Here is a 13,994-nt window from a genome sequence, read left to right on the forward strand (position 1 = left end):
CGAGAGTCAGGGGCAGGGGAGGACATGAGCGACCGGACGCCACGCCCGCGCCGCAGGCCGTGGGCGCGTGCGGGCACCAGGACGCGCCGGAGGATCGCGGGCTTCGTCGCGATCGGCGTGGCGCTGCTCGCCGTCGGCGGGATCTACGCGGCGGTGCAGCCCGCCCCGCAGACCGCCACCGGGCAGGACGCCGCGCTCGTGCGCGAGGGCCAGGCGCTCTTCGACAACTCCTGCATCACCTGCCACGGGTCGAACCTGCAGGGCGTCGTCGGCCGCGGCCCGAGCCTCATCGGGGTGGGCCAGGCGTCGGTGTACTTCCAGGTCTCCACCGGCCGCATGCCCCTGAAGGTCCAGGGCGCGCAGGCCGACCGGAAGAAGCCGGAGTTCGACCCGGCGCAGATCGACGCCCTCGGCGCCTACATCGAGGCGAACGGCGGCGGCCCGAGCGTCCCCGCCGGTCCCGACGAGGCCCTGGTCGGCTCCGACCTCGGGCGCGGCGGCGAGCTGTTCCGCCTCAACTGCGCCCAGTGCCACAACTTCACCGGCCGCGGCGGCGCGCTGTCGTCGGGCAAGTTCGCCCCGGTCCTCGACCCGGCGACCCCGCACCAGATCTACGCCGCCATGCTCTCCGGGCCGGGCAACATGCCGACGTTCGCCGACTCCCAGCTCTCCCCCGAGGAGAAGCGGGACATCATCGGCTACATCAAGTCGGTCAGCTCGGACAGCACCGGCGCCAACCCCGGCGGCAACGGCCTCGGCGGGTTCGGCCCCGTGCCCGAGGGCCTCGTGGCCTTCTTCGTCGGGCTCGCCGCCCTGATCGGAATCTCCCTCTGGATCGGATCCCGCCAGTGAGTGCACCTCCCGAATCTGAGTCCCACCGCGCCGGAAGCCCCTCGGGTCCGCAGGGCCACGGGTCGGACGAGCTGCGCATCCCCACCGACGCCGAGCTCGCCGAGATGAGCACCGACGACCTGGTGCGTCTCGGCAACCGCATCGACGACATCGAGGTCGTCGCCGACCGCGCCCGCTTCCCCGTGCCCGGCACCCGCGCCGAGAAGCGCGCCGAGCGCCAGGTCGCGGGCTGGTTCATCCTCGCCGCGATCGCGGGCCTGGCCTTCATCGTCGCGTTCATCGCCTGGCCGCACGAGTGGGTCCCGCCGGGCGACCCGGGCTCGACCTGGTACGCCCTCTACACGCCGGCCATCGGTGTGACCCTGGGCGTGTCGATCCTCGCGGTCGGCATGGGCGTCATCGCCTACTCGAAGAAGCTGCTGCCCGAGGACCTGACGATCCAGCAGCGCCACGACGGCCGCTCGGGCGAGGTGGAGCGCCGCACCGCCGCCGCCCGCCTCGTGCAGGCCGGCCAGCAGAGCGGCATCGGGCGGCGCAAGCTGATCGTCCGCTCGATCGGCGCCGCCGGCGGCGTCCTGGGCGCCGGCATCCTGGTCGCGGCGTTCGGCGGCCTGGTGAAGAACCCGTGGAAGGAGGGCGACCAGTCGCCGCTCCTCGTCACGGACTGGCGCTCGGAGAACGGCGAGCGGGTCTACCTGCGCAAGTTCGACGGCGACCCGACCGACGTCGTCCTCGTCCGCGCGGGCGACCTGGAACCCGGCTCCATGGAGACGGTCTTCCCGTTCAAGGAGAGCCAGCGCAACGACCCGGAGGCCCTCACCGAGGAGGTCCGCTCCTCCGACTCCCCCGTCATGCTCATCCGGCTGCGCCCCAACGTGCCGGTGATCAAGCGGGCGGGCCAGGAGGACTTCAACTACGGCTCGCTCTTCGCCTACTCGAAGATCTGCAGCCACATGGGGTGCCCGACGTCCCTCTACGAGGACCAGACGATGCGCATCCTGTGCCCCTGCCACCAGTCGCAGTTCCAGGCCAACGAGTACGCGCGCCCGGTCTTCGGACCGGCCGCCCGTCCGCTGGCGCAACTGCCCATCACGGTGGACGATCAGGGTTATCTGTACGCCCGCAGTGACTTCATCGAGCCGGTGGGGCCCGGCTTCTGGGAGCGCAGACCATGAGTGCCATCACCACACCGAGGCGCAGCGGCAGCACCGCGATGAAGCTCGTCGGGACCGCTGCTGACGAGATCGACAGCCGGATCCACCCGGCCGGCGGGATCCGCCGGCAGATCAACAAGGTCTTCCCCACGCACTGGTCGTTCATGCTGGGCGAGATCGCGATGTACAGCTTCATCGTGCTGCTCATCTCGGGCACGTGGCTGGCCGTCTTCTACGACCCCTCGATGGCCGAGACGACCTACGAGGGCACCTACGCGGGCCTGCGCGGCGTCGTGATGTCGAAGGCCTACGAGTCGACGGTCAACATCTCCATCGACGTCCGCGGTGGCCTGTTCATCCGCCAGATCCACCACTGGGCGGCGCTGCTGTTCGTGGCGGCGATGATCGCGCACATGATGCGGACGTTCTTCACCGGAGCGTTCCGCCGCCCGCGCGAGACCAACTGGGTGCTCGGCGTCGTGCTGCTGCTCACCGGCATGATCGAGGGCTTCATCGGCTACTCGCTGCCGGACGACCTGCTCTCGGGCACCGGCATCCGCACCGGCCTCTCGGCGATCATCCTGTCGATCCCGGTGATCGGCACATGGCTGCACTGGGCGATCGTCGGCGGGGAGTTCCCGGGCGACATCATCATCCCGCGCTTCTACATCGTCCACGTCTTCCTGCTGCCGGGGATCATCCTCGCGGTCATCGGCGTGCACGTGGCGCTGGTGTGGTTCCAGAAGCACACCCAGTTCCCCGGGCCGGGACGCACCGAGCGCAACGTCGTCGGTGTCCGCATCCTCCCGACGTTCGCGACGAAGGCCGGCGGCTTCATGGTCGTCGCGGTCGGCGTCATGGCGATCATGGCCGGGGTGTTCCAGATCAACCCGATCTGGAAGCTCGGCCCGTACGACCCGACGCAGGTCTCGGCCGGGTCCCAGCCCGACTTCTACATGGCCGTGTTCGACGGCGCGGTCCGGCTGTGGCCCTCGTGGGAGATGTACCTGTTCGGCCGGTACACGATCCCGTCGATCTTCTTCCCCGCCGTCATCGGCATGGGGATCCTGACGACGCTGCTCGCGCTCTACCCGTTGATCGAGCGCAAGCTGACCGGCGACGGCGCGCACCACAACCTGCTCCAGCGTCCGCGTGACGTCCCGGTCCGCACCGCCACCGGCATGATGGCGATGGCGTTCTACTTCTGGCTCGTCGTGGCCTGCGGGAACGACATCATCGGCTACACGTTCGACATCTCGCTGAACGTCATGACCTGGATCGGCCGCATCGGCCTCCTGGTGATCCCGCCGGTCGTCTACTTCGCGACCTACCGGATCTGCCTGGGTCTCCAGCGCTCCGACCGCGAGGTGCTCGAGCACGGCATCGAGACCGGCCACATCAAGCGGCTGCCGCACGGTGAGTTCATCGAGGTGCACCAGCCCCTCGGCGGCGTCGACGACCACGGCCACGCCATCCCGCTCGCCTACCAGGGCAGCAAGGTGCCGAAGCGCATGAACGACCTCGGCTACTCGGGCCACCCGGTGAAGGGCGGCTGGTTCCGCCCCGACCCGGCCGAGGAGCAGGGCGACATCCACGCCGGCTCCGGCACCGACCCGCTGCAGGTCGAGCCGGGCAGCGACCGCGAGCTCGCGGGTCGCCCCGACGCCGGCCGGCCCCGCGACGTGCGGGACTGACGCCGGAGCACCACACCGCACGACCGCCGACGGGGCGGGGAGCCACCGGCTCCCCGCCCCGTCGTCGTCGTGGGGGCGCGGGAGCCGGTGCTCGCGGGTGCGGGTCTCCCCGGGGCGAGGGGCACGTGGCACCGCCCGTCCGCCGTCCTGAGCTGCCCGCTGTGCCCCTCGTCGAGGCCGGCGCGGGCTGGACTCGGGTGCGTGGACCCTCGGAGCGTCGCGAGGGAGTCACTGCGCGGCGTGCGGATCTCCCCCACCCGTGCAGCGGCTCCCTGATCATCGGCGGCAGCCACCGTCGCCGAGGGGCACAGGACGCCGCCCGTCCGGCCCCCTGAGCTGCCCGCTGTGCCCCTCGCGGCGGCCCGCGCGGGAACGCCCGCGCCGTGCGGGCTCCCCCACCCGTGCCCAGGCTCTCTGGTCGCCGGCATGGCCCGCTGGGGGCGAGGGGTACTTGGTCCCGGCTGTCCGGTTTCCTGAGCTGCCTGCTGTCCCCTCGTGGGAGCCTGCGAGGGAGTCACTGCGTGCCGTGCGGATCTCCCCCGCCCGTGCAGAGGCTCCCTGATCACCAGCGGCTACCGTGGACGAAGGGCACACGACGCCGCCCGAACTGCCTGCTGTGCCCCTCGTGGAAGCCATCGGGCACCGGGGGCGCCGTACGACAAGGCCTCCCCGACCACCGACGGCAGCCACCGTCGGCGAGGGGCACATGACGCCGCCCGTCCGGCCTCCTGAGCTGCCTGCAGTGCTCCTGGCAGTTCACTCCCACCAACCACGGCGCTCCAGGAGCCCAAGAGGACCCGGAACGACGACGGCGGGCGCCGCCGGCCCCCTCAGGAGCCGGCGATGCCCGCCGTCGGGACGTCGGAGAAGGAGCTAGTGCGCCTCGGGTCCCGCGTGGTACTCGAACACCAGCCCGCACACGGCGATGATCAGGAAGATGCCCGCCAGCACGATCAGCCACCACTGGAAGAGCGCGAGCCCGAGCCCCGTCAGGGCGACGGCACCCGCCACGGTGATGGGCCAGTAGCTGCCCGGGCTGAAGAAGCCGACGTCGCCGGCGCCGTCGGAGACCTCGGCCTCCGGGTTGTCCTCCGGGCGCTCCTCGAGGCGCCGGGCGACGAACCGGAAGTAGGTCCCGATGATCAGGCAGAGGCCGCCCGTGAGGGTCAGCCCGACGATGCCGACCGCTTCCTTCGAGAGGAAGCCGTAGACGATCGCGCAGACGAAGCAGAACACGGTCAGGAGCTCGAAGATGCGGGACTCGACCTTCATCGCCGCGGGCTCCTCTCAGCGGTCGTGGGGACGGTCATGTCAGAACGCCAGCCGGACGGTCGGGTCCGGGTTGAACGGGTGCGTCGTGGTGGCCGTCGGCGAGCACAACGGGCCGCAGTTCATCTGGGCGAGCGCCTCGGCGGCCGAGTACGGCTGGCGCGTCGTCGGGTCGATGGACTGCCGCAGCTGCATGTACTGGTCGAACTGGGCCTCCGGCAGCGCCCGGACCTCGAAGTTCATCATCGAGTGGTACGCGCCGCAGTACTCCGCGCAGCGGCCCACGAACGCCCCGGGCTGGTCGATCTTGTCGATGACCCAGACGTTCTTCTGGTCGTTCTTCTCCGGGTCCGGGAACACGTCGCGCTTGAAGAGGAACTCCGGGATCCAGAACGAGTGGATGACGTCCTCGGAGTGCTGCGTGAACGAGATCGGCCGGTTGGTCGGCAGCACCAGCAGCGGGACCTCGGCGGTGGTGCCGATGGTCGCGACCGGCTGGCCGACCGGGTTGCGCGTGCCCGGGTACTGGAACTCCCAGTTCCACTGGAACGCGGTGACGTCGATCTTGAGCTCGTTGCCGCTCGGCTCGCGGTCGACGACGTTCTGCACGACGACCGTGAAGTAGAAGAGGACCGCCACGATGACCAGCGGGAGCACCGTGAGCACCAGCTCGAGCGGCAGGTTGTACTGGAACTGCCGGGGCAGATCCGAGTCGGTCGCCTTGCGGCGGTGGAACGCGACGGCCCAGGCGGTGGCACCCCAGACGAGGACGCCGACGGCGAGCGCGGCGATCGCGGACCAGGTCCAGAGTTCCCGCATCATGGTGGCCTCGGGCGTGACGCCCACGGGCCAGCCGAAGCGGATGACGTCCTGGATCGAGCACCCGGTCGAGACGAGGGCGACCACGCACGCCAGGACGGCGAGCTGGAGCGCGCGCGTCACCCGACGGGTCCGTCGGCGCGGCGTCCGGCCACCCTCGTCCTGCGGGGCCGACACCTCCCCGGCCTGCGCAAGGCTCGCTGCTCGGCGCACTGCTGGCTGCCCTCCTCGAGGCCGTGCGACCTCGGGCGGCGGAGAAGAAACGCCACCCTCGGTCCGGACACGGGGAGACTAGCCGAGGTCTCCACTACGCGCTGTCGGAGGGGCGTGGGTGTCCGGGGTGCCGAAACCCCCGCGCAACGGGTGGGACGACGAGGCCGTCGGCCCCCCTCGCCATACTGGGCCCCGTGTGCGGGCTGATGGGTTGGATCACGGCGGACGGCACGGCGGCACGGCACGCGGCGGACGTCGAGGCCGCCCTGCCGTGCATGCGCCACCGCGGGCCGGACGAGTCGGGCGTGTGGCAGGACGACGAGGTCGTCCTGGGCTTCAACCGGCTCTCGATCATCGACGTCGAGGGCTCGCACCAGCCCCTGGAGTTCCCCCCGGACGGTGACGCGGCGGGCCGCTACCGCATCGTCTTCAACGGCGAGATCTACAACTACCTGGAACTGCGGGCGGAGCTCGCCCGCGAGCACGGTGTCCACTTCGCCACCGAGGGCGACACCGAGGCCATCGTCGCGGCGTACTCGGTGTGGGGCGCGGACGCCGTCCCGCGGCTGCGCGGCATGTTCACGTTCCTCATCTGGGACACCGTGGACCGGGTGCTCTTCGGCGCCCGGGACCCGTTCGGCATCAAGCCGCTGTTCTTCGCCGCCGGCGCCCACGGCGTCGCGTTCGCCAGCGAGAAGAAGAGCCTCCTGCAGATCCTGGGCCCGCTGGGGGCATCGTCCGCGGCGCCCGACCCGACGGCGCTGCAGAACTACCTGACGCTGCAGTACGTGCCGGAGCCGGCGACGCTGCACCGGGCGATCCGGCGCCTGGAGTCCGGGTGCTCGTTCACGATCAGCCCCGGCGAGCCGGTCAGCGTGCAGCGCTACTTCACGCCGCGCTTCGACGAGCGCCCCATCCCCCGCGGCGACACCGCGGAGGAGACGCGGCGGCACGAGGAGATCACCGAGGTCCTGCGCGACTCGGTGGCGAAGCACATGCGCGCCGACGTCACCGTGGGTGCCTTCCTCTCCGGGGGCATCGACTCGACGGCGATCGCGGCGCTCGCCCGCGAGCACAACCCGGACCTCATCACCTTCACGACGGGGTTCGAGCGCGCCGGGTACTCCGAGGTGGACGTCGCGGCCGAGTCCGCGGAGGCGATCGGCGTCCGCCACGTGGTCCGCACGGTGACCGCGCAGGACATGATGGAGGCGCTGCCGCTCATCGTCTGGTACCTGGACGACCCGGTCGCCGACCCGGCGCTGGTGCCGCTGTACTTCGTGGCGAACGAGGCGCGCAAGCACGTCAAGGTCGTCCTCTCCGGCGAGGGGGCCGACGAGCTCTTCGGCGGCTACACCATCTACAAGGAGCCGCTCTCCCTCGCGCCGTTCGACCGGCTGCCGGGCGCGGTCCGCAAGCTAGCCGGCGCGCTGTCCGAGCGCCTGCCGACCGGGGTGCGCGGCAAGGACCTGCTGCGCCGGGGCGCGCTCCCCCTCGAGCAGCGCTACTACGGCAACGCCCGCAACTTCTTCCCGGCGCAGCTCTCGGCGGTGCTGCGGGGGTACGACGACGAGCTCTCCCACGTCGACGTGACGGCGCCGGTCTACGAGGGGTCCCGGGGCTGGGACCCGGTGGCGCGCATGCAGCACGTCGACCTCTTCACGTGGCTGCGCGGCGACATCCTGGTCAAGGCCGACAAGATGACGATGGCGAACTCGCTGGAGCTGCGGGTCCCGTTCCTCGACCCCGAGGTGTTCCGGGTGGCCTCGGCGCTGCCGACCGACCAGAAGGTCGCCCACGGCACCACCAAGTACGCCCTGCGCCGCGCGATCGAGGGCATCGTGCCGCCGCACGTGCTGCACCGTCGCAAGCTCGGCTTCCCTGTCCCGATCCGGCACTGGCTGGCCACCGACATGCTCGACTGGGCCCGCGGCATCGTCCGGGAGTCGCAGACCGACGCGATCCTCGACAAGGCCGCGGTGCTGCGCATGATCGACGAGCACCGCGCCGGCTCGATCGACCACTCGCGGCGCATCTGGACGCTGCTGGTGTTCATGCTCTGGCACGGCATCTTCGTCGAGCAGCGCATCGTCCCGGCGGTCCCGGAGCCGCAGTACCCGGTCTACGCCTGAGCGGGGGCGATAGTGCCCGACGCAACGATCGGGCTGTCGGTGCCCACCCCATCACCTACGGTGGTCCGTTGATCCGAAGCGAGTAGCCGCTATGGAGAGGACATCCCGGCCCGATGGACGTTCTGGGAATCGGCAACGCGATCGTCGACGTGCTCACGCAGGTCGACGACGACACCATCACCGCCTTCGACCTGCCGAAGGGGGGCATGACGCTCGTCGACCAGGACCAGGCCGAGGCGCTGTACGGGAAGGCCGGTGACACCACCGAGCGCTCGGGCGGGAGCGTCGCCAACACGATCGCGATCGCGGCCGCGCTGGGCGGCGACACCGGCTACGTCGGGAAGGTCCACGACGACCAGCTGGGCACCTCGTTCACGACGTCGATCCGCAGCCACGGCGTGAGCTTCCGCACGCCGCCGCTGACCGAGGGCCCGTCGACGGCCCGCTGCCTGGTGCTGGTCACCCCCGACGGTGAGCGCACCATGGGCACCTATCTCGGCGCGTGCACCGCGCTCGGCCCGTCGGACATCGACCAGGAGGAGGTCGCCGGCTCGGCGGTCACCCTCATCGAGGGCTACCTGGCCGACACCGAGCAGGCCCGCGCCACCATCGGTAAGATCATCGACGCGTCGGCCAAGAGCGAGGCCCGCGTCGCGCTGACCCTCTCCGACTCACTGTGCGTCGAGCGCCACCGCGACTACTTCCGGGAGCTGACCCGGGAGAACGTCGAGATCCTCGTGGCCGACGAGGACGAGGTCGCCGCGCTGGTGGGCGACGAGCCGATCGAGTCGCTGCTGCGCGGCAACGGCGGGAACTGCGAGCTCGTCGTCGTCACGCACGGCGCGAAGGGCTCGACCATCTACGCCGAGGGCGGGGTGCAGCACTCCGTCGAGGCGCGGCCCGCCGACCAGCTGGTCGACACCACCGGCGCGGGCGACGCGTACGCCGGCGGCTTCCTCTACGGCCTGGTGCGCGGGTTCGAGCTGCCCGTCGCGGGCCGGATCGGCTCGGTGGCCGCGTCGCACGTGGTCGCCCAGCTCGGCGCGCAGCCGCCGGAGAACCTCAAGGCCAAGGTCGCCCAGGACGTGCCCGAGGCCGGCTGAGCGCAGGCGGTCCCGCGGGACGAACGACTCGTTCGTGGCGTCTACGCACATGAACGACTCGTTCGTCCCACGCCGCCACCCGAGCCCGGACGCACGAGAGCCCCGGCCCCCCGCCGGGACGGCAGGGACCGGGGCCCTCGTGCGTGTGGGAGGTCTGCGATCAGTTGAAGCTGTCGCCGCAGGCGCAGGAGCCCGTGGCGTTCGGGTTGTCGATCGTGAAGCCCTGCTTGTCGATGGTGTCGACGAAGTCGATCGTGGCGCCCTGGACGTACGGCGCGCTCATCCGGTCCACGGCCACCTTGAGGCCGTTGAAGTCGCGGAAGAGGTCGCCGTCGAGCGAACGGTCGTCGAAGAAGAGCTGGTAGCGCAGGCCCGCGCAGCCACCCGGCTGGACGGCGATGCGCAGGTGCATGTCGTCGCGGCCCTCCTGGTCGAGCAGGGCCTTCGCCTTGCTCGACGCGGCCTCGCTCAGCTCGACGCCGTGCTCGCCCTGCGCCGTGGTGGCGGGGGCGGTGGGGTTCTCGACGGTCATGGTTCTCCCTGGAGCTCCCGGTGCGTTCCGCGGCGTGCAACCTCGCCGGACGGCGGGATGTTCCCGCCCGGCGGGGCCGCTCCGCCCGGACACGATCTCGGAGGTCCCGACGGGGCACGACGCGGCTCGCCTGCGATCTCCATGGTGTCACACCGCGGGGCCGTCATCACGCCGGACGAGGGGACGTGCGCCACGTCGGCGCGTGTCACGCCCCGGCGGGGTCCGGGGGCGTCGGCGGCGTGGCGGCCGTGCCCCGCCAGGGGCCCCCGGTGCGCCGCAGCAGCGCGAACACCCCGAGGACCACGAGCCACGCGACCTGCCAGCCGGTCGAGACCACCAGCGCCACCGGCCCGGTGACCATGATCAGCAACGACAGGGCGTCGTCCCGGTCGTCCATCACGTCCCCTCCCCGACACCTCACGCTCCCCCGCAGCGTGCCGGATCCCGGTGAGGTGCGCGGTGCTCAGCGCCCGGCGGTGCCGCCGCCCGGGTCGCGCGGGCCGGGGACCACCGGCCCGCCCCGCGCCTCGGGCAGCAGCTCGGGGCGCAGGGTCGCCCGGCCGCGCCGGCCGCCCCAGTGGTGCGCGATGCCCTCGGCGAGCACCTCGAGGGTGCCCGCGGGATCGGCCAGGGACTCCTCCACCGACCCGACGTCGGCGGCCGTGGCGTAGGCGCCGTGGATGCCCGACTCGAAGGCGACCCGCGGCCCCACGTGGACCTGACCGGCGAGCACGATGCACGGGACCCCGCGGGTCATCGCCGCCGAGGACACCGCGGCCAGGGCGCTGTCGCGCAGCGAGCGGTACTCCAGGCTGCCCTCGCCGGTGACCACGAGGTCGGGCAGCGCCTCCTCGGGCACCGTCTCGAGGGTGGCCGCGGCCTCGCCGACGGCAGAGCGCACCAGCTCGTCGGCCGCGGCGCCGCGGGCCCACCCGTCGGCGATCGCGGCGGCGGCCTGCTCGCCGGTGAGGGTGCCCTGGAAGGCGTCCGGCGCGATCAGCACGCGCATGGCGGCACACGCTAGCGCGCCCGCACGCCCGCGTGGACCCCGCGTGTCGATCGGGGGACGAACGGGGAGCAGCACGCTGTGAGGTGACCTCCGGCGGCCGCGGGTGTCCTATCCTGGCCCGGTGAACTTCCTGCGACGCGGCTCCGGCGCCACCTCCGCGCCCGCCTCCCCGGACGCCGACGCCGACGCGCCCGAGGACCAGGAGGTCGTCTCGGTCGGTGCGCGCCGCGCGCAGACCACCGGGAAGGGTCGCCCGACGCGGTCCCGGCGCGAGGCCGAGGGCCGTCGTCGCGGGCCGGTCGCCCCGGCACCGAAGACGCAGCGCGAGGCCATGAAGCGCGCGAAGACGCTGCGCGGCGACAAGACCCAGCGCCGCGAGGCCTCCGCCGAGCGCCGCAAGCGGATGATGGCCGGCGACGACCGCGTGCTCCCGGTGCGCGACCGCGGCCCCGTCAAGGCCTTCGTGCGCGACCTCGTGGACTCCCGCCGCCACCTCATGGGCCTGTTCATGCCGCTCGCGGTGCTGATCTTCATCACGGTGGTCGTGCCGGTGAAGGGCCTGCAGAACCTCGGCAGCCTGCTGTGCCTGTGCATCCTCGCCGCGATGGTCGTCGAGGGCACGCTGCTCGGCCGGCAGGTCCTCTCACGGGTGCGCGCGAAGTTCCCGGACGAGGAGGTCAAGGGCTTCTCGGTCGGCTGGTACGCCTTCACCCGGGCCACGCAGATCCGCAAGCTCCGGATGCCGGCGCCCCGGGTGAAGGCCGGCGAGACGGTCTCCTGAGCACGACGCTCGTCCTCGGCGGGACCCGCTCGGGCAAGTCGGCCTGGGCCGAGACCCAGCTCGACGCGACCGCACCCGCCGTCTACGTGGCGACGGCGCGCGCCGTCGACCCGGCCGCCGACCCGGAGTGGGCCGACCGCGTCGCCGTGCACCGCGGCCGCCGCTCCGCGCGGTGGGAGACGGTGGAGGACGCCGACGGGACGACGACGGCGGAGGTCGTCCGGCGCCGGACCGACGTCGCCGTGCTCGTCGACGACCTCGCCACGTGGGTGACCGGGCTGCTCGACGACGCCGGGTGGGCGCGCGACGCCGCGTCCGTCGCGGCGGCCCGGTCGGACCTGGTGGGGGCCGTGGCGGCCCGACGCGGGGCGCCGCTCGTGCTCGTGTCGGCCGAGGTCGGGCTCGGAGTGGTGCCCTCGACGTCGTCGGGACGACGCTTCCGCGACGAGCTGGGGCTGCTCAACGGCGAGCTCGCCGCGGTGTGCGACGAGGTCCGCCTGCTCGTGGCCGGTCTGCCCCTCGCCCTTAAGGTGCCCACGGCTCCTGAGCACTGACCCGTCGCGGGTCCGGCGCTCACCGGCGAGGAGAAGGGAGCACCCCGTGCCGACCGTGGCACCCCCGGACGAGGCGGCGCGGGCCGAGGCCCGCGCCCACCTGACGCGCCTGCCGCTCGCCTCGCACGCCCTGGGCCGGCTGGAGGACGTCGCCGCCTGGCTCGCCGCCTGCCAGGCCCGCTCCCCCGCCCGGCCCCCCGCGTCGCCCCGCGTGGTGCTCTTCGCCGCCGAGCACGGGATCGCCGCCGCCGGGGTGTCCGCGTTCGGCCCGGAGGAGACCGCGGTCCGCCTCGAGGCCGTCCGCGCGGGCACCGCCCCGACCAACGCGCTGGCCACCGTCGCCGGCGCCGACGTCCGCGTGGTCGAGGTCGGCGACGGCCCGAGCGGGCGGATCGACCGCGAGGACGCGCTCACCGAGGAGGGGCTGCGCGCCGCCCTCGACGCCGGGCGCACCGCCGCCGACGCCGCCGTCGACGAGGGCGCCGACCTGCTCGTCCCGGGCGAGCTCGCCGTCGGGATCTCCACCCCGACGGCCGTGCTCGCGGCCGCGATGACCGCGCGCGAGCCGGTCGCCGTCGTCGGGCGCGGCAGCGGCATCGACGACACGGCGTGGATGCGCAAGGCGGCGGCCGTGCGCGACGGGCTGCGCCGCACCCGGCCGGTGGGACGCGACCCGGAGGCGCTGCTGCGGGTCGCCGGTGGCGCCGACCTCGCCGCGCTCGTCGGGTTCCTCGCCCAGGCCGCCCGCCGTCGCACGCCGGTCCTGCTCGACGGGGCCGCGGTCTGCGTCGCCGCCCTGCTCGCCGACGCGTGGGCCCCCGGCTCGCGGGCCTGGTGGCAGGCCGCGACCCGGGACACCGAACCGGCCCAGGCCCTCGCGCTCGAGGTGCTCGGCCTCGACCCGCTCCTGCTCCTCGACCTGCGCGCCGGCGCCGCGACGGGCGCCCTCGCGGCGGTCCCGCTCGTGACCATGGCCGCGCGGGTCGCCGCGGGGTCGTGACGGGTCCCGACGACGCCGGGCCCGCTCCCGACGCCGGGCGTCGTCTCCCCACGCACGCGGAGCATCCGTCCTGGACCGGTGCGGTCGCGCTCGCCCTGTCGCTGTTCAGCGTCGCCCCGGTCCGGGCCCGGGCCACGGACCGCGGGACGGCCCGCCGCGCGCTCGCGCTCGCCCCGGTGGTGGGGCTGCTGGTCGGCGGGGTGGTGGGCGGGGTCGTGCTCGGCCTGCTCGCGCTCGGTGCGCCGGCCCTGCTGGCGGGGATCGGCGGGGTGGCGACGGGGGCCGGGCTGACCCGGGCGCTGCACCTCGACGGGCTCGCCGACCTGGCGGACGGCCTCGGCAGCTACGGCGGGCCGGAGCGGATGCTCGCGGTGATGAAGGACCCGACGACGGGCGCGTTCGGTGTGGTCGCGCTCGTGCTGGTCCTCGGCGCGCAGGCGGCCGCCCTCCCCGCGGTCGCGGGCCGCGGTGGCCTCGGCGTGCTCGGCGTCGCCCTGGCCTGGGCCGCGGGGCGGGCGTCGTTCACGTGGTGCGCGCGGCGCAGCGTCGGCGCCGCCGCACCCGGCGGGCTCGGCGCCCTCGTCGCCGGCACCCAGCACCTCGCGGTGCCGGTGGGCTGGGGGGTCGCGCTGGCCGCGGCGTGCCTGGTCGTCGTGCCGGGGCGGCTCTGGCAGGGGCCGCTCGCCGTCGTCGTCGCCGCCCTGGTCGCCGTCGTGCTCGCCCGGCACGCCGTCCGGCGCCTGGGTGGGGTGAACGGCGACGTGTTCGGCGGGGTCGGCGAGGTCACGGTCACCGCGGCCCTCGCCGTCCTCGCGCTGGGCTGACGGCGGATCGAGCCGACGCGACGCGGCGCGAGGGGCACATGAAGCACCCCGAACCCGC

The 13,994-nt window shown here is 73.4% G+C and carries 14 protein-coding genes; 9 read left to right on the forward strand and 5 right to left on the reverse strand.

The features are described 5' to 3' along the window. Positions 1-24: 24 nt before the first annotated feature. From HH311_RS26675 to HH311_RS26685, 3 genes are read left to right on the forward strand one after another with little or no spacing between them, the layout of a single operon-like run. Positions 25-852, forward strand: coding sequence for a c-type cytochrome (locus HH311_RS26675; RefSeq protein ID WP_169186740.1), 828 nt, complete (start codon positions 25-27; stop codon positions 850-852). Beyond that, complete coding sequence (locus HH311_RS26680) at positions 849-2,027, forward strand: ubiquinol-cytochrome c reductase iron-sulfur subunit (RefSeq protein ID WP_396027463.1); 1,179 nt, start codon at positions 849-851, stop codon at positions 2,025-2,027. Before HH311_RS26675 ends, HH311_RS26680 begins: the two co-directional genes overlap by 4 nt. Continuing rightward, positions 2,024-3,700, forward strand: a complete 1,677-nt coding sequence (locus tag HH311_RS26685) for a cytochrome bc complex cytochrome b subunit (RefSeq protein WP_282439731.1) — start codon at positions 2,024-2,026, stop codon at positions 3,698-3,700. Before HH311_RS26680 ends, HH311_RS26685 begins: the two co-directional genes overlap by 4 nt. A gap of 873 nt (positions 3,701-4,573) precedes the next feature. Here the strand turns inward: HH311_RS26685 and HH311_RS26690 are convergent. Both HH311_RS26690 and coxB read right to left on the reverse strand, forming a co-directional pair. Then, positions 4,574-4,972, reverse strand: a complete 399-nt coding sequence (locus HH311_RS26690; protein ID WP_169186742.1) for a cytochrome c oxidase subunit 4 — start codon at positions 4,970-4,972, stop codon at positions 4,574-4,576. 39 nt (positions 4,973-5,011) lie between these two features. Further along, positions 5,012-5,911 carry a cytochrome c oxidase subunit II gene (coxB, locus tag HH311_RS26695; protein WP_312030427.1) on the reverse strand — a complete coding sequence of 300 codons (900 nt, stop codon included), beginning with the start codon at positions 5,909-5,911 and terminating at the stop codon, positions 5,012-5,014. A 284-nt stretch (positions 5,912-6,195) separates the two neighbouring features. Here coxB and asnB point away from each other — a divergent pair, with 284 nt between their 5' ends. Together asnB and HH311_RS26705 are read left to right on the forward strand one after the other, a co-directional pair. Next, entirely contained in the window at positions 6,196-8,133 is a 1,938-nt protein-coding gene (gene asnB, locus HH311_RS26700; RefSeq protein ID WP_169186743.1) for an asparagine synthase (glutamine-hydrolyzing), read from the forward strand. Between the two features lie 113 nt (positions 8,134-8,246). Then, positions 8,247-9,236: an adenosine kinase gene (locus HH311_RS26705; protein ID WP_169186744.1), complete on the forward strand. Its 990-nt coding sequence runs from the start codon at positions 8,247-8,249 to the stop codon at positions 9,234-9,236. Between the two features lie 160 nt (positions 9,237-9,396). Here the strand turns inward: HH311_RS26705 and HH311_RS26710 are convergent, their stop codons facing one another. The 3 genes from HH311_RS26710 to HH311_RS26720 form a co-directional block, all read right to left on the reverse strand. Continuing rightward, the gene (locus tag HH311_RS26710; protein WP_169186745.1) at positions 9,397-9,768 is read right to left on the reverse strand and encodes an iron-sulfur cluster assembly accessory protein; all 372 of its coding nucleotides are present in this window, start codon (positions 9,766-9,768) and stop codon (positions 9,397-9,399) included. Positions 9,769-9,973: 205 nt separating this feature from the next. Beyond that, entirely contained in the window at positions 9,974-10,165 is a 192-nt protein-coding gene (locus HH311_RS26715; protein ID WP_169186746.1) for a hypothetical protein, read from the reverse strand. 66 nt (positions 10,166-10,231) lie between these two features. Beyond that, positions 10,232-10,777: a glycerate kinase gene (locus tag HH311_RS26720; protein WP_169186747.1), complete on the reverse strand. Its 546-nt coding sequence runs from the start codon at positions 10,775-10,777 to the stop codon at positions 10,232-10,234. 121 nt (positions 10,778-10,898) lie between these two features. Here HH311_RS26720 and HH311_RS26725 point away from each other — a divergent pair, with 121 nt between their 5' ends. Genes HH311_RS26725 through HH311_RS26740 form a run of 4 tightly spaced genes read left to right on the forward strand, consistent with a single transcriptional unit; the run spans position 10,899 to position 13,936 of the window. Then, positions 10,899-11,558 (forward strand): DUF3043 domain-containing protein, encoded by a 660-nt coding sequence (locus HH311_RS26725; RefSeq protein ID WP_312030428.1) that lies wholly within the window; start codon positions 10,899-10,901, stop codon positions 11,556-11,558. Then, on the forward strand, positions 11,555-12,112 hold the full coding sequence (locus tag HH311_RS26730) for a bifunctional adenosylcobinamide kinase/adenosylcobinamide-phosphate guanylyltransferase (protein ID WP_169186768.1): 558 nt from the start codon (positions 11,555-11,557) through the stop codon (positions 12,110-12,112). The genes HH311_RS26725 and HH311_RS26730 overlap by 4 nt, the downstream gene beginning before the upstream one ends. A gap of 46 nt (positions 12,113-12,158) precedes the next feature. Further along, a complete protein-coding gene (locus HH311_RS26735; RefSeq protein ID WP_312030429.1) occupies positions 12,159-13,112 on the forward strand; it encodes a nicotinate-nucleotide--dimethylbenzimidazole phosphoribosyltransferase in 954 nt (317 codons plus the stop codon). After that, on the forward strand, positions 13,109-13,936 hold the full coding sequence (locus HH311_RS26740) for an adenosylcobinamide-GDP ribazoletransferase (protein WP_169186748.1): 828 nt from the start codon (positions 13,109-13,111) through the stop codon (positions 13,934-13,936). Before HH311_RS26735 ends, HH311_RS26740 begins: the two co-directional genes overlap by 4 nt. Positions 13,937-13,994: the final 58 nt, after the last annotated feature.

The organism is Actinomycetospora sp. TBRC 11914 (genome assembly GCF_012933465.1).
Lineage (GTDB): Bacteria > Actinomycetota > Actinomycetes > Mycobacteriales > Pseudonocardiaceae > Actinomycetospora.